Below are 17,720 nucleotides of genomic sequence, written 5' to 3'. Positions count from 1 at the left end.
AACGTCATGTTTTCAGACACAAGCCTGATGAAATTCATCTTCGGGAGGCTCTCGCTGGAGTCCATCCCCTATCACGAGCCGATCCTGGTGGTCACTTTCGCGGTCGTCGCAACCGGCGGACTGATCGTGCTCGGCCTCATCACCTACTTCCGCCTCTGGGGCTATCTCTGGAAGGAATGGTTCACCAGCGTCGACCACAAGAAGATCGGCATCATGTATGTGGTGCTGGCCCTGATCATGCTGCTGCGCGGTTTCGCCGACGCCATCATGATGCGCATCCAGCAGGCCTGGGCGTTCGGCGGCAGCGACGGCTACCTTCCCCCGCACCATTACGACCAGATTTTCACCGCCCACGGCGTCATCATGATCTTCTTCATGGCCATGCCCTTCGTGACCGGCCTGATGAACTACGTGGTGCCGCTGCAGATCGGCGCGCGCGACGTCTCCTTCCCGTTCCTGAACAACTTCTCGTTCTGGATGACGGTGGGCGGTGCTGTCATCGTCATGATGTCGCTGTTCGTCGGCGAGTTCGCCAAGACCGGATGGCTTGCCTATCCGCCGCTGTCGGGGATCGACTACAGTCCCGACGTCGGTGTCGACTATTACATATGGGGACTGCAGGTCGCCGGTATCGGCACGACCCTGTCGGGCATCAACCTGATCGCGACCATCGTCAAGATGCGCGCGCCGGGCATGTCTCTGATGAAAATGCCGGTCTTCACCTGGACCGCGCTGTGCACCAACGTGCTGATCGTTGCCACCTTCCCGATCCTGAGCGCGACGCTGGCGCTCCTGACGCTTGACCGTTACTTCGACATGAACTTCTTCACAAACGATCTCGGCGGCAACCCGATGATGTATGTGAACCTGATCTGGATCTGGGGTCATCCGGAGGTCTACATCCTCATCCTGCCCTGCTTCGGCATTTTCTCCGAAGTGGTCGCCACTTTCTGCGGCAAGCGCCTGTTCGGTTATACCTCGATGGTCTACGCCACAGTGGTGATCACGATCCTGTCCTACCTGGTGTGGCTGCACCACTTCTTCACCATGGGATCGGGGGCGAGCGTCAACGCCTTCTTCGGCATCACCACGATGATCATCTCGATCCCGACGGGCGCCAAGATGTTCAACTGGCTGTTCACCATGTACCGGGGCCGGATCCGCTACGAGCCGCCCATGCTGTGGACCATCGGCTTCATGGTCACTTTCGTGATCGGCGGCATGACGGGCGTCCTGCTCGCAGTCCCGCCGGCGGACTTCGTGCTGCACAACTCGCTGTTCCTGATCGCCCACTTCCATAACGTGATCATTGGCGGCGTTGTGTTCGGCGTGCTGGCCGGCGTCAGCTACTGGTTCCCCAAGGCCTTTGGCTACAAGCTCGATCCGTTCTGGGGCAAGATGAGCTTCTGGTTCTGGCAGATCGGCTTCTTCTTTGCCTTCATGCCGCTTTACGTTCTGGGCCTGATGGGCGTGACGCGCCGTGTCAGCCAGTTCGAGGATCCCTCTCTGCATATCTGGTTCATCATCGCCGCCTTCGGCGCCTTCCTGATCGCGCTCGGCATCGCCTCCTTCATCATCCAGCTGATCGTCAGCTTCCGGAAGCGGGACGAACTGCGCGACGAAACGGGCGATCCCTGGGACGCCCGGACCCTGGAATGGTCCACCTCTTCGCCTCCGCCGGACTACAACTTCGCCTTCACGCCGGTGGTGCACGACCACGACAGCTGGCATGACATGAAGGCCCGCGGCTACCGGCGTCCGCTGGAAGGCTTCATCCCGATCCACATGCCGAAGAACACCGGCACGGGCTTCATCCTCGGGATGATCAGCATCGCCTTCGCCATCGGCATGATCTGGTACATGTGGTGGCTCGTGGCCCTCTCGGCCGTCGCCCTCTTCGTGATCGCGATCGGCCACACCTTCAACTACAAGCGAGACTTCTACATCCCGGCCGAAGCGGTCCGGGAGACGGAAGACGCACGGACTTCCCTGCTTACAGCACAGGAAGCGACATCATGAGCAACGCAACACTCGACGAATATCCGGCAGACCAGTTCTACCTGACCGAAGAGCACCATCCCGAAGGCAGCACCATGCTGGGCTTCTGGATCTACCTGATGAGCGACTGTCTCATCTTCGCGGTGCTCTTCGCCACCTACGGCGTGCTCGGTCACAATTATGCGGCCGGACCCACCCCGGCAGATCTGTTCGATCTGCCGCTGGTAGCGGTCAACACGGCCATGCTGCTGTTCTCCTCCATCACCTATGGCTTCGCCATGCTGGAGATGGACCGCAACAGGAAGAACGCCATGCTCGCATGGCTGGTCATCACCGGCCTGTTCGGGCTCACCTTCCTGGGTCTGGAGCTCTACGAATTCCATCACCTGATCAACGAAGGCGCCGGACCGGACCGCAGCGCCTTCCTGTCGGCCTTTTTCACGCTGGTCGGCACTCACGGGCTGCACGTCACCTTCGGCATCATCTGGCTGGTGACCCTGATGGTCCAGGTGTCTGTCAAGGGACTGATCCCCGAGAACCGCCGCCGGCTTCTATGCCTGTCCATGTTCTGGCACTTCCTCGACGTCGTCTGGATCGGCGTCTTTTCCCTGGTTTACCTGTTGGGAGTCCTCGGATGACCTCGATTTCCTCCGCACAGCCCCACGACGACGCTCACGGACACGCGCATGGGGGACATCACGGCCATGACGACGACGGTGGCCACGGCACCTTCAAGGGCTACCTGACCGGCTTCATCCTGTCGGTTATCCTGACCGCCATCCCGTTCTGGCTGGTGATGGGCGACGTTCTGGACAGCAAGCTCTTCGCCGCCGTCCTGATCCTCCTTCTGGCAGCGGTACAGGTCGTGGTTCACATGATCTATTTCCTGCATATGAACACACGGGTCGAGGGCGGCTGGTCCATGACGGCGCTGATCTTCACCTTGATTCTGGTCGGGATCATGCTCTGCGGTTCGTTCTGGGTGATGTATCATCTCAACACGAACATGATGCCGCAGATGTCCCCGGAGATGATCAAGGCGCTGCCCTGACAAGGCTGACTCGAGGCTGGCAGGCCATGAGAAAGACTGTCCTGTGAACGCTCAAGGCACCCCCGACGAAAGGTCCGCCGGATTCCGGCGGGCCAAAATCCTGTTTTCTGCCGGCATGCTGATCCTGACAGCAGCCTTCACAGCGCTCGGCATCTGGCAGGTACAGCGGCTCTTCTGGAAACTGGACTTGATCGCCAGAGTCGAAAGCCGGGTCGACGCCGCCCCCGTCCGCGCTCCCACTCGAGCCGAGTGGCCAGCCGTCACCATGCAAGATGACGAATACCGCCATGTGACCGCGCGGGGCACGTATCTCGGCGACAAGGAAACGCTGGTCCAGGCGGTGACCGAATACGGCGCCGGCTTCTGGGTGCTGACGCCGCTCCGGCAGGACGACGGCACGATCATTCTCGTCAATCGCGGCTTCGTTCCAACCGACAAGAAGGCTCCCGAAAAACGCTCCCATCCGTCCGGCCCCGTCCAGGTCGCCGGGTTGCTGCGCATGAGCCAGCCTAGCGGCGCCTTCCTGCGCTCCAACGATCCGAAAGCGGGACGCTGGTATTCCCGCGATGTTGCCGCCATCGCCGAAACGGACGGCTTGACGCGGGTGGCCCCTTATTTCATCGACGCACAGGCTGGACCGTCAGACGACGCCCTGCCCATCGGCGGCCTCACCGTCATCAAGTTCCGCAACAGCCATCTCGCCTACGCCCTCACCTGGGGCGTGCTGGCACTGATGTCTCTGGCCGGGTTTGTTTATGGGTTGCGGGCCGGGAAGCGTTAGGTCGACCATTCGGGGCAACACGCAAGAATTCCGTCAGCCAGCAATTTTGAAATGCATTTTCCGGCATGACACAGGTTGAGTGTCGGAATAACTTGGCAATCATGAGTTCAGACGATTGGTCAGATACGGAAAACGACGCCGTTGTGGCGTCTTATTTTTCGATGCTCAATGATGAGCTCTCGGGGCGTTCCTACAACAAGGCTGCGCAGAACCGATTGGTCCAGCAACAGATCGGACGCAGCCGCGGCGCGATCGAATTTAAACACTGCAACGTTTCGGCAGCAGCCAAGGGTTTTGGACTGCCCATCGTCAAAGGCTACCAACCCCGTTTCAACTTTCAGATGGCTCTTGCGGAAGCAATCTCACGCTGGCTTGCGCAACATCCAGATTGGGAAACAGCTGTCTGTCGCCCCCATCAAAGCGGGATGGCGGAAACTTCGTCCTTGTTCGTCGGAGTCGCCCCAACACTACGGAACACGCCTCCTCCGGAGGAACTCGAAAAAATGCAGGCCGTCGCCCGACGCTTCGACGTTGCCGGTCGAGATGAACGCAACAGGGTACTGGACCGAGCTGGTGAGGCGCTTGTGTTTCACCATGAGCGTTCCCAGCTCCACCAACAAGGACGCGGCGATCTCGCAAAGCGTGTTCGCTGGGTTTCCCAAGAAGACGGCGATGGCGCAGGCTACGATATTTTCAGCTTCACGCCAGAGGGACGCGAGCGCCTGATCGAGGTGAAGACCACAAACGGCTGGGAACGCACCCCATTCCATATCTCGCGAAATGAACTGGAGGTCGCCGAGGCCCGGCGAGAGGACTGGTACCTCTTCCGTCTCTACGAATTTGCGCGATCTCCCAAAGCCTTCGAACTGCGTCCTCCACTTGACGCCCATGTAACACTGACCGCAACCAGCTTTCAGGCTAGCTTCCAATAAACAAGCACCAAAAAACTGCGAAACCCTGCGTTTCCACACCTCCAACTTGCTACTCGTGGACATCCCTCCCCCCCTCGCGTAGGCTCCCCTGACGGAAACGTGAGGATAGAGACGATGTTCGACACGATCATGGTTCCGGTGGATTTGCGTCACGCGCCCGCACTGGGCAAGGCGTTGACCATCGCGGCCGATATGGCAAAGGCTTATGGTGCGGAGGTGATCTATGTCGGGATCACCAGCCCCGAGCCAGGCGAATTGGGGCATAACCCAGCCGAATACGACCAGAAACTGCAAGCATTCGCGCAAGAGCAGGCAAAGGCCCGCAGCCATCAGGCGCGGGCGCATACGATCGTCGCCAACGATCCGGCCATCGATCTCGATCACAAGCTGAGCGAGGCGGCCGAGGAACTCGGTGCCGACCTGGTGGTGATGGCGACCCATGTGCCGAACCTGACCGACTACATCTGGGCCTCGCACGGCGGCCACCTGGCCAGCCACGCGAAGGCATCGGTCTTTTTGGTGCGCGGCTGAGCGCCGCCTGAAACGCACCACCCTACACGAATGACAGGAGCAGCACATGTCCGATGCTGAAGAGGTCGCAGGCATTCCCGTCCCGGAGGGACAGACGGAGCTGATCGACACCGATTACGAGATCGGGCAGGACAATATCGAGGGCCAGCTGGGGCCTTTCGGCTTCGACGTCCACAACCCCGTATTCATGGTCTCGGGGCTAACCATCATGGCCTTCGTCTTCTACGCCCTGGCGCTGCCTGAACAGGCAGGCGCGCTTTTCGGTTGGCTCAGGCCGTGGCTGACCTCCACCTTCGACTGGTTCTTCCTGGGCGCGGCAAATATCTTCGTGCTCTTTTGCCTGTTCCTGATCGTCAGCCCCTGGGGAAAGGTCCGCCTGGGCGGCAAGGACGCGACACCCGACTACACCTATACCGGCTGGTTCGCTATGCTGTTTGCCGCCGGAATGGGCATCGGCCTGATGTTCTTCGGCGTTCTGGAGCCCGTTTACCACATGGCAATCTCCAGCCCGCTCGGCACACCCTCCCCGTTCGACGCCGACGGCAACCTGATCGCCGAGAACGTGGAACGGGCAAAAGAGATGGGGCTTGCGGCGACGATCTATCACTGGGGTCTGCACCCTTGGGCGATCTACGCTGTTGTCGCCCTGGCGCTTGCGCTGTTTTCCTTCAACAAGGGCCTGCCCCTGACGATCCGCTCCGCCTTCTATCCAATCTTCGGCGAGCGCATCTGGGGTTGGACAGGCCATGTGATCGACATCCTGGCGGTGTTTGCCACGCTCTTCGGCCTGGCCACGTCGCTTGGCTTCGGTGCACAGCAGGCCAATGCGGGGCTGAATCACGTCTTCGGCGTGCCGATCAGCATCCCTGTTCAGGTCGCCCTCATCACGGTCATCACCGGCGTGGCCCTTTTCTCCGTGTTGCGCGGTCTCGACGGCGGCGTGAAGCTGCTTTCCGAAATCAACATGGGCATCGCCGCCCTGCTGCTGCTCTTCGTGCTGTTCGCCGGGCCGACGCTGTTGATCCTGACCGATTTCGGTCGGGGGCTCGTCGCGTACGCGCGCGAATTGCTGCCGCTCTCCAATCCGGTCGGCCGCACCGACGACGCCTACCGCGAGGGCTGGACCGCCTTCTATTGGGCCTGGTGGATCAGTTGGTCGCCCTTCGTCGGCATGTTCATCGCCCGGGTCTCGCGCGGGCGAACCGTTCGCGAATTCATCGTCTGCGTGCTCCTGATCCCGTCCCTCGTCTGTGTGCTGTGGATGGCCGTCTTCGGTGGCGTGGCGGTGGACCAGGTGATCTCCGACCCGGCGACCTCGGCGGTAAAGGCGCAAGTGATCGACAATTACAATCCGCCTCTGTCCCTGTTCGCCATGCTCGAAGGGCTGCCGCTCTCGTCGATCACCTCGGTGATTGCGATCGTGCTGGTGATCGTGTTCTTCGTCACCTCGTCGGACTCTGGCTCGCTGGTGATTGACACGATCACGGCAGGTGGCAAGGTCGATGCCCCGGTGCCCCAGAGGGTGTTCTGGGCAACGTTTGAGGGCGCGGTTGCCATCGTCCTCCTGATCGGAGGCGGCCTGAGCGCGTTGCAGGCCATGGTGATCTCCACTGGCCTGCCCTTCACGCTTGTACTGCTCCTGATGTGCTGGGCAATCGTCAAGGGGCTGCGCGCCGAACCGATCTGAAGCAAGTGTAGCAGAAATCAGACTCGGCATAATACGTCCCGTATATCTGCGGATGGCGCGGGTACCGACGTGACGAAATCCGATTGGCCGGCTTTCAAGCATCGCCTCTAATGCACCTGACGACATTCAGCCTTGAACAACCTTGATTATGGTCAAAGGAAAAGCGCATTCATTGCACTATCATTGTCTTAGGAATTGCAGCCTATTTTGCGGAGCCAACTATCGAATTGCGCCAGGAGTGTATGGATAGGCGCCTGTATTAAAGGAAACGTCAGATGGCCAAAAAAGCGGTAAAAGAAAAGAAGAAGTCGCCGGCAGCTAAAAAGGCGCCCCCGAAGAAAAAAAACTCTTTGAAAGCCCGGGATCTTGAAAAGGATACCATCAAGTTTCTGAAAACCATTGAGAAGAAGGAAACGCAGATCTCCGAGTCCGTCAGAACGGCGGTTGCGGACAAGATGCGCGCGGGCGGCGAGATCGCTGGCGATCTGCCGAAGAAGGTCCATGACATCGTCTCCGGCGTCCTCTCCGGTGGACCGAAGACCGGCAGCAGCGTTCTGATAGCCGCCAAGGCGGCGGCGAAAGGCGTTGTGCTCGGCGTGGCCGATGTCGGCGAGGACGTCTACAAGGCCGCTTCGGCAACCGTAACATCGATCGCCTCCAAGACGTCCGCGGCCGGAGGCGACACCGGATCGGCGGTTTGGCACGCCCTGACAGGCCTTGCCGAGGCAGGCAGCGAGATTGGCGCCAATGCCGGCAAGCTGATCGAAGCCGGCGCGTCCGGCGCCATGCATGCGGCAACCGGCTTTACCGCCTCCACGGCAAAGATGGTTGAAGAAGGCGCAGCTCGACTCTCCGAGGATATGAAAAAGGTCGTCGGCTCGCTTGTGGCCACTATGGAGCCGGAAAAAGCCGAGACGCCAGCAGCAGCCAAACCGGCAGCTACGCCGAAGGCGAAAGCCGCCTCGACGACCCGCCGCGCGCCGGCTACCCGCCGAACCGCGGCCGCAAGAAAAGCCGCCACAACGACAAGGAAGCCCGCCACGCCGAAGGCAGCCGCGGAACCGGCAACTGCCAAGCCTGCAACAGTGAAAGCGGCGACCAGGCCTGCGACAACCAAAACCGCCACGGCGAAGGCTCCCTCCAGAGCGGCAACAGCCAAGTCTGCCGCGACAAAGGCACCTGCGAAGACGGCGACGGCCAAGGCGGCTACAACAAAAGCCACAGCAAAGCCGGCAGCAACCAAGCCAACCGCAGCGAAAGCGCCTTCGAGGACCGAAAAGGCCAAGTCCGCTGCCGCAAAGACGGTCGCGAAGCCGGCAATTGCCAAACCCGCTGCGACAAAGGCGTCCGCCAAAACGGCGGCACCGAAAGCACCCGCGAGATCGGCACGGGCCAAGCCCGCAGCCGCAAAGGCGCCCGCGAAGACGCCGGCGGCAAAACCGGCAACAGCGAAAGCCCCCTCGAAAGCAGCAGCAACCAAGCCTGCCGCAACAAAGGCACGGCCCGCATCAAGCCGGACAAAGTCTGCAGCTGGCTCGACTTCGGCACAAAAGAATTAGAAGGGATATCGTTCCCCAGACCTGGCAAAAACACGGGTAAATGTAACAGGCAGTCTCGTCCCTCGGGCGAGGCTGCCTTTTTTTCCGACCTTTGGCTCCGTCAGCCGCGCATGGGTAGCTGCGCGGTCATGTCGAAGCCACCGACTTCGTAGCCTCGTTTGAAATCCTGAATGTGCCTGGCTGCCCAGCTTTCGCTTTCATCCGCGTTACCGTCGGCAATCGCACGGGCGATCGCCTCATGGGCCGTTAAAAGACGATGACGCGCCTGGGGAACCCTGGCGTAGAGATCGACGGTTGCGGAATAGAGAAGCTGTCCGATCGGCGCGGTGGCGAGCGACAGGACCGGGTTGCCTCCGGCTTCCGTGATCAGTGCATGAAATTCCACATCGGAACGGATGATGAAGGCGTCGTTGTCCAGATTGACCTTCAATTCCGCCACATTGGCCTGAAGGGCCTCTGCCTGTTCGGGCGTTCTGTGTTCGGCGGCGAGCCGTGCGGCGAACGGCTCCAGCTTCATCTGCACGTCCCACAGCTCAAGGAAGCTTACGCGCATCATCCGCATGGCGCGGGCGTTCACCTTGGTGATGACTTCTGGTTCCGGTGCTGAGATGACCAGTCGTTTGCCCTCGCCGCGGCGAACCAGTGCCGCATTCTCAAGGGCGCGAATGCCTTCACGGACGGTCGACCGGTTGACGCCAAGCATGCCTGAAAGTTCCGCCTCGGTCGGTAGCAATTCGCCAACCTTCAGCCGGCAGGCGACGATTTCCGCCTCGATGGCCTTTGCGACCCGGACATAGCCCGGATCCTTGTCGATCTGCCCGAGTATCGCTCGTCCCTTCTTTTCATCCTGCACCCGACAATCCTCCGGGAAAGTTTACGACTATGATCCTGCCCTGTTGGCCGTCAAGCAGCTGTGGGCTGCGTCTCGCCCAGCGCCTCCCAGGCGCGAACGGCAAACCGGTGGGCGAGCGGGCCGAAGCGCGCAGCCTCCGGGTCCGATGCGGTCCCCGCCGCCGCCCGGTCCGCAATGCCGACGAAGATCACCGCGAAACGGAAAAGCGCGAAGGCGACGTGGAACCGCTCCGGTGCGGGAACATTTGGCAGTACCTCGCTATAGCGAGCGACGAATTCCGCTTCCGTTGGAATCCCTTCGCTCTCGTCCCCCAGAATACCACCGTACTCGTCGGGTGCCGTATGCCACGGCATGCAGCAAAAGCCCACATCCGCGAGCGGATGGCCCAGGGTGGACAGTTCCCAGTCGAGAACAGAGATCACGCGCGGCTCGCTCGGATGTACCAGCATGTTGCCCAGCCGGAAGTCCCCATGGGCGATCGAAACGAGACCGTCGTCCTCTGGCATTGCCTCGGCAATGCGGGCGGCCAATTTGCTGAGCACCGGCTCTGGCTTGGAGGGCGAGCCCTCAAGCTGGGAGGTCCAGCGGTGGATCTGCCGGGCGAAATAATTGCCCGGCCGGCCATACTCGCCCAGACCGATATCACCGGGGACAAGCCGGTGCAGCTTTGCCAGCGTTTCCGCCATGGAAAGATACAGCGCGCGCCGTTCCTCCGGCGAAAACTCCGGCAGGCGGCAGTCGGAAAAAACCCGGCCCTCTACGAAGCTCATCAAATAGAACGGCGTCCCGAGGATCGATGCATCCTTCTCAAACAGCACCGGACCCGGAACGGGAACATCCGTCGGCTCCAACGCTTTCAGGACCCGGAACTCCCGGTCGATGGCGTGGGCGCCGCGCAGGATTTCGCCATTGGGTTGCTTGCGCAGCACCATTTTGCGCCCGCCGTATTCAACCACATAGGTCGGATTCGACTGACCTCCGCCGATGCGGGTCAGCGACAGGTCGCCCGCGCCGAAGCGGTGCCGCAGGTAGTCACGCAGCGCACAGGGATCGAAATCGGTATCGCCCACCCTATGCCTCCGCGACCGGCCACTGGAAGAACGCGCGTCCCTCGCTCGCCAGATAACGGTTGAGAACCATGCGATGCACCTCGTCGGCGCCGTCGACCAGGCGCGCCTGCCGGGCATAACGGTAGATCCATTCCAGGACGGTATCCTTGGAATAGCCGCGTGCGCCGTTGATCTGGATGGCGGCATCAGCTGCCCGGTGCAGCAGGTTGGCCACATGGACCTTGGCCATGGACACTTCTTTCTGGGCGTAGCTGCCCTGATCCAGTCCCCAGGCGGCCTTCATCACCAGCAGACGCCCGACCTCGATGTCGGCGCACAGGGTACCCAGCATGATCTGGACGCTTTCCCGGTCCGCCAGCCGGACCCCGAACCCTTCCCGGCGGGAGGCGTATTCCGTGGCGATCTCCACACAACGCCGGGCAAGGCCGAGCCAGCGCATGCAGTGGGTCAAACGCGCGACGCCAAGGCGGGTCTGCACGACCTTGAGTCCCCGGCCCTCCTCCAGAACCACGTTGTGGCCCGGGATCCGCAGCCCGTCGAAGATCATCTCGCAATGACCGCCATGTTCTTCCGGCCCCATGATCGGAATGCGCCGGGTGATCTCCCAGCCCGGATCGTCCTTGTGGAACAGGAAACAGGTGTGGCCCCGACGCGCATCGTCGGACGTGCGGGCAACCAGAATGAAATGCTCCGCCTCGTCGGCACCGGTGATGAACCACTTGTGGCCGTGCACCACGTAGTCGTCGCCGTCCTTCCGCGCCACGGTCTGCATCATGCCCGGATCGGAACCGGCGCCCGGATGAGGTTCTGTCATGGCGAAGGCGGAACGGACCTTGCCGTCCACGACGGGCTTCAGCCACCAGTCCTTCTGCCCGTCCGTGCCGAGCGCCTCGATGACCATCATGTTGCCGTCGTCGGGTGCTGCCGAATTGAAAGTCACCGGCCCGAAGATCGAGCGGTTCATTTCCTCGTAGCAGACGGCCATGCCGACACGGCCGACGCCTCGTCCGCCGGTCTCTGGGGCGAGCTGCAGGCACCAGAGCCCCTGCTCACGCGCCTTCGCCCGCTTGGCGGCGAGGACATCCAGACGGATATTCTCATGTGGATCGTAGTTGGTCCGATCGGCTTCGACCGGCAGCAATTCGGTTTCGACGAACCGGGCGATCTGTTCGCGCAAGTCTTCGATATGCGCAGGAATCGTGAAATCCATGGTGGTCCTCACAGGCTGGAGACAAGGCGGTAAGGATCCAGCGACATGCCTTCCGTGCGGCTGGACGCCCAGTTACCCGATGGGTGTCCAAGGACGCCAATCCGTTTTCACCTTCCCGCATCGGCGCGGCTCCTCAGCCGGAGCCTCCAAGTATCCGATTGTCGGACAATCCGACTTTCGAGAAAATGTGTCAAGCCATCCGCGGTGTCGTCGCGCCTTACGAAAAAGCCCAGGCTGCTGGCAAAGCCCTTTCTCCTCACCGTAACCACCCCGACCAAGCGACAGCGCAAGCCGGGGCGGCGCAGGCAAAAGCTTCACCATTTCAATGAGATTCAGATAACGAACACCTCGGCTCGCCGATCCCGGATCTCCGCTCGCGCTTCGTCCGGGAGGACTAAATCAGGGTTTGTGACTAACCTAAGTCGATATATGGCTTCATGGGCACGCGACACCACTTGCCTGAGGCTAACGGGCGCCGAAACATCGATAACCAGCAAAAGCCAGATAGCTCCTGCCGGATAGACCTGAGATAAAACCCCGCCGTCCTGGAACGGCCAAGGCCACGCGCGACCGCCGATCAGAGCCCCTGTTCACGCTCAACCTGACCTCGCACGAAGAGCGCCACCGCGTGAATCCGGTTTTTCGCATCCATACGCTGAACGGCCGCCCGTGTGTGGCATTTGACTGTGGCGGTGCTGATCCCCAGTTCATAGGCGATCTGCTTGTCGGTTAGCCCGGTCGACAGCATTTCCAGTACTTCTCTCTGGCGGGTCGTCAGCCCGGGAAACACCTCTGGCATGCTCACCCGGCGAAGCGGCACTGCCGCCCCTGTATAGGCGCTGAAATCGCCCACGATCAGATTGCCCTCGAACCGTCCCATTGCTCTCTCCCTTTGCTCTTTGCCGACACTTGGTGCGGGCTGTTTACAGCAAGATATCGGCGCGGATTTTTGACCTTTTCTTGCCGGAAGAAAAGTGTGAAAATGTTACACCTAATTTTGCAAATTCTTCGCAAACGAGCTTGAAAGTATGACCAAGAAACTGTTTGCCGGGCACATTCTTCGTAAAATTCGGGAAAACGCGGACCTGTCCCAGGTCGATTTCGCCCGTCGATTGAACCTCTCCCCCTCCTATGTCAACCAGCTTGAAAGCAACCTCCGGCCGATTTCCGCCAGCGTTCTGATCGCCGTCAGCCGCGAATTCGGCGCGGATCTCTCCAGTTTCGAGACGAATGATCTCGACCGCCTCGTCTCCGATCTTTCGGAAGCCTTTGCCGACACCCGGTTCCACTCCGGCTCGATCGGCCTGCAGGAACTGAAAAGCGTGGCCATTCATACGCCGGATTTCGCCCGTGCTGTTCTCGATCTTTATGGCGCCCTGCGCCACATGAGTGAGCAGCAGGCCTTCATCGACGACGCCATAGTCATGCACGGCCAGCAAACCGAACCCGCCAAACGCCTGACCTCGCCTTACGAAGAGGTTCGGGATTATTTCCACTATACCGACAATTATGTCGATGACCTGGACACTGCAGCCGAAAGCCTGGCGAATGAGCTGGGCCTTGCGTGGCACGCGGATCGGTTTTCCGTCCTGGCGAACTGGCTGACGGCGAAACACAATGTCATCGTCGAGGTGTCGGACGGTGCCCGGGCCGAGGAGGAAGCGATCATGAGCTTCGACCCGAAACGCCGGTTCGTCGTTCTCAACCGCGCAGTGCCCCGATCCTCACAGGCCTTTCTCCTGGGCAATGTGATCGCGGAGCTGACCGCGGAACCGTTGATCGCCGCACATCTGGACGCGGCGAGTTTCGCAACCGCCCCGGCGAGCGATATCTGCCGCCTGGCGCTGCGTAACTACTTCGCCGGCGCCCTGCTTCTGCCTTACCGCAAATTCGCAGCGCTCGCCCGGGACTACCGTCACGACCTGGACCGGCTCGCCACCACGAGCGGCGCCAGCCTGGAACAGATCTGCCATCGCCTCTCGACCCTGCAGCGTAGCGGGGAAAAGGGTGTACCCTTCTATTTCCTGAAAGTGGACCGCGCCGGCAACATCATCAAGCGCCACAGCGCGACCCGGTTCCAGTTCGCCCGTTACGGCGGTTCCTGCCCCTTGTGGAACGTGCACGAAGCCTTCGAAAAGCCCGAAGGCCGATTTTCCGTCCAGCTCGGCGAAATGCCCGACAACACGTCCTATGTCTGCCTTGCAACTTGTGTCACCAAGCAGGCCAGCTCCTACACCGGCCATCAACGGCGCTATGCCCTGGGCCTCGGCTGTGAAGCCAAATACGCCGACATGTTGGTCTACGCGGATCGCCTGATCCCAAGCGATAAGGCCAAGGCTTTTCCGGACAGGATCGGCATCAATTGCCGCATCTGTCCACGCAACAATTGCGCCGACCGGGCCTTTCCCGCCCTCGACAAGGAACTCCTTGTCGATCCGACGACCCGCCGGGTCGTTCCCTTCTCCATGCGCTGAAGACGCGACAGAGGCGCAATCCATGGGAACGTGGCTGTGAAACCGGAATTGCAGGTCGAGAGAAATTGAATCCTGTGCTTGCTTGCAGTTTTCAGGCAGTCCTTTAGCCTTGGGTCTTTCGAACGGATTTTCGAGGCCGTCATGTCGCAAAAACACCGGGACGAACTCAAAGCCCTGTTTCAGAAGCCCTGCATCAACGTGATCGGGTTTTACCAGTTACTGGAACATCCGGAGCCAGAGAAATTCGGTCCGGTCAAGCGGATGCAGCACCGCGCCTATATGGTCGGCAGCGGCCTGAAGGTGGCGGAGATGATCTTGCGTTATGACGACGTGTTCATCGAATTGTTCCCGCACAAGCGCGAGCAAATAGACAGCCTGAAACGACAGGCCGATGAAATCCAGCGTATGGCGGTCATGCTCGACGGGGACAGCACGGCGCGCTGGTGTAACAGGCTGTTCCGGTTTGCCAGCGATTGCATCGCGATATTCGACGGAGCGAAGAAAAAATGAACGACCGGCAGATGAAGCGGCTCATGGACATGATGCACTCCTCATCGGGAGCCATCATCAATGCCCACGCCATCCTCCACGATCCGGACAGTACCGACGATCCGGAACTGCGGGAAATGGCGCTGAAGCTGCATGAAGAAAGCGCGTTTCGGCTAGCTCTCATTGTGGACGCCTTCATTCAGGAAACAATCGACCGGCGACACAAGACGGGAAACTTCCAGTACCCATTCCCGCCCTTCGATGAATGGGGATCCACTTCGCCAAAGTAGGAGTCTTGGCGAACCACCAAGCCCTCACGAGACAACGATAGCTCCTTTATTTCAATGGCTTACAATAGGAAATTGAATCGGTTTCCACACTAGAACGCCCCTAAATAGCGGCGAGTGCCGATCGGCATTTTTCCAGACCGGCAGCCATGCTCGCATTATCCGGCGCCAGCGCATGCGCCTTTTCGTAGTAGGGCATCGCGTCACCAGGCCGTTTCAGCCGGATGAGCGTCTTGGCCAGAAGATAGTACACACCTGCCTGGTCGGGCAGGTCTTCCAATGCCATCTTCAGATACGTCTCGGCAGCCGCAATATCTCCGGTCCGGAAGGTAGTCCGCCCCAACAGGTAAGGCAGGTTGTAACTCCTGCCGCCGAGCCTCAACCCCACTTCCATCTGCTCTCTGGCCTGTTCGAACTTCTCCTGCCGAAACAGGGACTCCCCCCACCTGACCCGCGCCAGCATTTCGTCGGGGTCGATTTCGACGGCCTTCGAAAAAGCCGCATTACTGGCGTCGATGTCGCCTTTTTTTTCCAGGTCCATCGCGGAACTGACGAGCCGCAGGGCTTCGGCCCGCCGGTCTGCGGAACCGGACTCCGTCGCTTCGCCTTCCGAAGCTGTATAGGCCGACTGCATGCGCAATACGTTCAGTCTGACCGCGATGTCCGACACATGTGCCTGGTCCTCGCGCCACGCAAGCGACCGGTCCGACAGCGTGATGCTCTCGTAGGACGGTATGTAGTCGACCCGGGCATTCTCGCGGAAAATCGTCTCAACCGCCGCCCGCTGCACGGACTTGGAATAGCTGTTCGCCACCATGGCATCGCGCCCGGACATGGTTGTCGACAAGGCGACCGGAGACACGGTCAGGAGCATCCTGAAATCCGGGTGACCGTATTCCTCGAGAAGCGCCAGGATTTGCCGGAGACAATCTACAATCTCGTTATACTCGAGCACGTGAAGATCGAACCGGTCCGGTTCCCGGGCGACCGTCGGGCGCAGCGGCATGGAGTTGGTGTAAAGACCGTACTCCTTGTCGAACCAGGCTTCGGCCAGACCCAGCGTGACCACGATCACCTTCGATGTCCTGATCATCTTGATGTATTCGCTCACTGTGTTGCGAATACCCAGCATTGTGTCCCAGTCTGCCGGCAGAAGACCGGGTGCCAGCTGCAAATCGAGGAACTTGTTTTCCTTGACCTCGGTAATGGATTTTTCGGGAAACTCCTCGCCCGGCACCAGGGCCCATTTCAGCTCGTTGAGTATGGAAAAAACGCAGAACTTGTTCAGCGTAGACGGTCTGGTCTTGACCCCGTTTCGCGCGCACATCTGCTCGAATTCGGCAGCAGCGACATTGAACCCTTCCGCGATCAGGTGCTTTTCGATGTTGCGGGCGAAACAGGAACCGATCGTGAAAACCTGATCGTCCCGGGTAAAGGAGAAACTGGGCTCAAAACTCGGGCGGCACATCGGCAACAGCCGCTTTTCCTGGGATTCAGGATCCCTTGGCCAACGCGCATTGTCGCCTTTGCCGTTGGCGATTGCGTCCTGATAGGAAAATGAAACGAGGGGCATGAGCTCAGTATTCCGTAATTGCCGGATGGCTTGTGTTGGATGTCAGTGGACCTGGCTGAAGGAAACGTCGAAACGGCAAACCCGGATATTTCATCGCGCGGTTCCGCCGGTTCCCGGAGCTTGCGTCACATGCAAGAACTCGGGAACCGGCATAGGAGACAATCGCCGGGCATTCCGTTCTTGCCAACCGAAAACAACGGTTGGACCTGAAATCAGGCGGCATCCGATCGTTGGACGTATTCAAGCCCGCGCTTTTCGAGTTCTGTTTTACGGAAGTTCTCGAGCAGATTGAGATACTGCCGTTCCGGGTTATGCATTTTTTCTGTAGGCACGGAAAAGTCGATCGAGATCGCCCTGCGGCCGTAGAAAATCTGGTGGGCCACCTGACGGCTATCCACGATCCAGACATCGCCTGGTTCGAAATAGGCGACATGATGCGGATAGCTGTCCCACCACTGCTCTGTGCCTGCTCCGAAAGTGTGTGTCGCCAGTTCGATCCAGAGTTTTGCGGGGGTCATGTCCCGTAGTTGCGCATCGGTGAGTTCGGGTGCACGGATCCTGAAGATGTCGTCGATCGTCAGGCTCGTCTGCCAGATCCGCGGCTGCGTATCCAAGTTGATGAACATGCGGGCGAAGTGGTTAGGATTTTCCTGCTTGTACGCATCGATGTGCATATTCTCATTCAGCGTTTCCGTCAGCCGCCAGACGACCTTCCGCTTGCTGAATTCATAGCCACCGAATACGCCCTCATAGATCGGCATGATCGACTCATAGAACCGGCTCATATGCCGCTTCAGGTCTTCGGCGACACCTGTCGGCAGGTTCATGGCCGCGAAGCTCTCGTCCATTTTCCGGAACTCGGCGAAGTTCTTCGGGTTCACCGTGGCACCGAGCTTCTTCAGCGCGGGATACGTATCCGTCGGAACGGTATCCCAGAAATCAAAATCCAGATCAGCTTTCAGCTTCGGAAAGTGAATGACCTTTCCGTCTTCGTATTCCCTCGTGAAGCTTCGGGACGCGCCATTATTGTCGACTTCGTCCGACAGGAGGAAATAATCCTGCAGATTGGGATTCTTGAAAATAGTTGCCACGACTGCCTACCATCCACCATAGATTGACCAATCTGGAATATCCTTCGATACGAGCGCAGAAATCAAGCTCGGAAAAGCTATTATTTCCATAGATTTCTGAAGAAGAAAAACCGCCAGACTGATCAGGCTGCCTG

Annotated in this window: 17 protein-coding genes; 11 read left to right on the top strand and 6 right to left on the bottom strand. The window is 59.8% G+C overall.

Features of this window, described 5'->3' with window-relative positions; translation table 11 throughout:
• Nucleotides 1–6: 6 nt before the first annotated feature.
• From cyoB to ACN0SO_RS23560, 8 genes are all read left to right on the top strand, one after another.
• Nucleotides 7–2,019: a cytochrome o ubiquinol oxidase subunit I gene (cyoB, locus tag ACN0SO_RS23595; protein WP_417681727.1), complete on the top strand. Its 2,013-nt coding sequence runs from the start codon at nucleotides 7–9 to the stop codon at nucleotides 2,017–2,019.
• Complete coding sequence (gene cyoC, locus ACN0SO_RS23590; protein ID WP_417681725.1) at nucleotides 2,016–2,636, top strand: cytochrome o ubiquinol oxidase subunit III; 621 nt, start codon at nucleotides 2,016–2,018, stop codon at nucleotides 2,634–2,636. Before cyoB ends, cyoC begins: the two co-directional genes overlap by 4 nt.
• Entirely contained in the window at nucleotides 2,633–3,049 is a 417-nt protein-coding gene (gene cyoD, locus ACN0SO_RS23585) for a cytochrome o ubiquinol oxidase subunit IV (protein WP_417681723.1), read from the top strand. Before cyoC ends, cyoD begins: the two co-directional genes overlap by 4 nt.
• A 43-nt stretch (nucleotides 3,050–3,092) precedes the next feature.
• Complete coding sequence (locus tag ACN0SO_RS23580; RefSeq protein WP_417681721.1) at nucleotides 3,093–3,830, top strand: SURF1 family protein; 738 nt, start codon at nucleotides 3,093–3,095, stop codon at nucleotides 3,828–3,830.
• Between the two features lie 101 nt (nucleotides 3,831–3,931).
• Complete coding sequence (locus ACN0SO_RS23575) at nucleotides 3,932–4,762, top strand: DUF3883 domain-containing protein (RefSeq protein ID WP_417681720.1); 831 nt, start codon at nucleotides 3,932–3,934, stop codon at nucleotides 4,760–4,762.
• A 114-nt stretch (nucleotides 4,763–4,876) separates the two neighbouring features.
• Nucleotides 4,877–5,293, top strand: a complete 417-nt coding sequence (locus ACN0SO_RS23570) for a universal stress protein (protein ID WP_417681718.1) — start codon at nucleotides 4,877–4,879, stop codon at nucleotides 5,291–5,293.
• A gap of 46 nt (nucleotides 5,294–5,339) precedes the next feature.
• The gene (locus ACN0SO_RS23565; RefSeq protein WP_417681716.1) at nucleotides 5,340–6,980 is read left to right on the top strand and encodes a BCCT family transporter; all 1,641 of its coding nucleotides are present in this window, start codon (nucleotides 5,340–5,342) and stop codon (nucleotides 6,978–6,980) included.
• A 275-nt stretch (nucleotides 6,981–7,255) separates the two neighbouring features.
• Nucleotides 7,256–8,539 (top strand): hypothetical protein, encoded by a 1,284-nt coding sequence (locus ACN0SO_RS23560; RefSeq protein ID WP_417681714.1) that lies wholly within the window; start codon nucleotides 7,256–7,258, stop codon nucleotides 8,537–8,539.
• 100 nt (nucleotides 8,540–8,639) lie between these two features.
• Here the strand turns inward: ACN0SO_RS23560 and ACN0SO_RS23555 are convergent, their stop codons facing one another.
• The 4 genes from ACN0SO_RS23555 to ACN0SO_RS23540 all read right to left on the bottom strand — a co-directional run bounded on the left by ACN0SO_RS23555 (nucleotide 8,640) and on the right by ACN0SO_RS23540 (nucleotide 12,552).
• Entirely contained in the window at nucleotides 8,640–9,392 is a 753-nt protein-coding gene (locus tag ACN0SO_RS23555) for a FadR/GntR family transcriptional regulator (RefSeq protein WP_417681712.1), read from the bottom strand.
• 50 nt (nucleotides 9,393–9,442) lie between these two features.
• Nucleotides 9,443–10,462, bottom strand: a complete 1,020-nt coding sequence (locus ACN0SO_RS23550) for a phosphotransferase family protein (protein WP_417681710.1) — start codon at nucleotides 10,460–10,462, stop codon at nucleotides 9,443–9,445.
• Between the two features lies 1 nt (nucleotide 10,463).
• Nucleotides 10,464–11,672: an acyl-CoA dehydrogenase family protein gene (locus tag ACN0SO_RS23545; RefSeq protein WP_417681708.1), complete on the bottom strand. Its 1,209-nt coding sequence runs from the start codon at nucleotides 11,670–11,672 to the stop codon at nucleotides 10,464–10,466.
• 577 nt (nucleotides 11,673–12,249) lie between these two features.
• Nucleotides 12,250–12,552, bottom strand: coding sequence for a helix-turn-helix domain-containing protein (locus tag ACN0SO_RS23540; protein WP_417681706.1), 303 nt, complete (start codon nucleotides 12,550–12,552; stop codon nucleotides 12,250–12,252).
• A 148-nt stretch (nucleotides 12,553–12,700) separates the two neighbouring features.
• Between ACN0SO_RS23540 and ACN0SO_RS23535 the strand changes: the two genes are divergently transcribed.
• The 3 genes from ACN0SO_RS23535 (at nucleotide 12,701) to ACN0SO_RS23525 (ending at nucleotide 14,925) form a co-directional block, all read left to right on the top strand.
• Nucleotides 12,701–14,146 (top strand): short-chain fatty acyl-CoA regulator family protein, encoded by a 1,446-nt coding sequence (locus ACN0SO_RS23535; protein WP_417681704.1) that lies wholly within the window; start codon nucleotides 12,701–12,703, stop codon nucleotides 14,144–14,146.
• A 141-nt stretch (nucleotides 14,147–14,287) separates the two neighbouring features.
• Entirely contained in the window at nucleotides 14,288–14,656 is a 369-nt protein-coding gene (locus tag ACN0SO_RS23530; protein WP_417681702.1) for a hypothetical protein, read from the top strand.
• Nucleotides 14,653–14,925, top strand: a complete 273-nt coding sequence (locus ACN0SO_RS23525; protein ID WP_417681700.1) for a hypothetical protein — start codon at nucleotides 14,653–14,655, stop codon at nucleotides 14,923–14,925. The genes ACN0SO_RS23530 and ACN0SO_RS23525 overlap by 4 nt, the downstream gene beginning before the upstream one ends.
• A gap of 100 nt (nucleotides 14,926–15,025) precedes the next feature.
• On the opposite strand, the gene ACN0SO_RS23520 is transcribed toward ACN0SO_RS23525, so the two are convergent.
• Nucleotides 15,026–16,495, bottom strand: a complete 1,470-nt coding sequence (locus tag ACN0SO_RS23520) for a GSCFA domain-containing protein (protein ID WP_417681698.1) — start codon at nucleotides 16,493–16,495, stop codon at nucleotides 15,026–15,028.
• A 212-nt stretch (nucleotides 16,496–16,707) separates the two neighbouring features.
• Nucleotides 16,708–17,586, bottom strand: coding sequence for a Kdo hydroxylase family protein (locus ACN0SO_RS23515; protein ID WP_417681696.1), 879 nt, complete (start codon nucleotides 17,584–17,586; stop codon nucleotides 16,708–16,710).
• Nucleotides 17,587–17,720: the final 134 nt, after the last annotated feature.

Origin of the sequence: Roseibium sp., assembly GCF_048260565.1 — a bacterium.
Classification (GTDB): Bacteria; Pseudomonadota; Alphaproteobacteria; order Rhizobiales; family Stappiaceae; genus Roseibium.
Note: the sequence above shows the minus strand (reverse complement) of the source record. Positions and strands in the feature narration are given on the sequence as shown.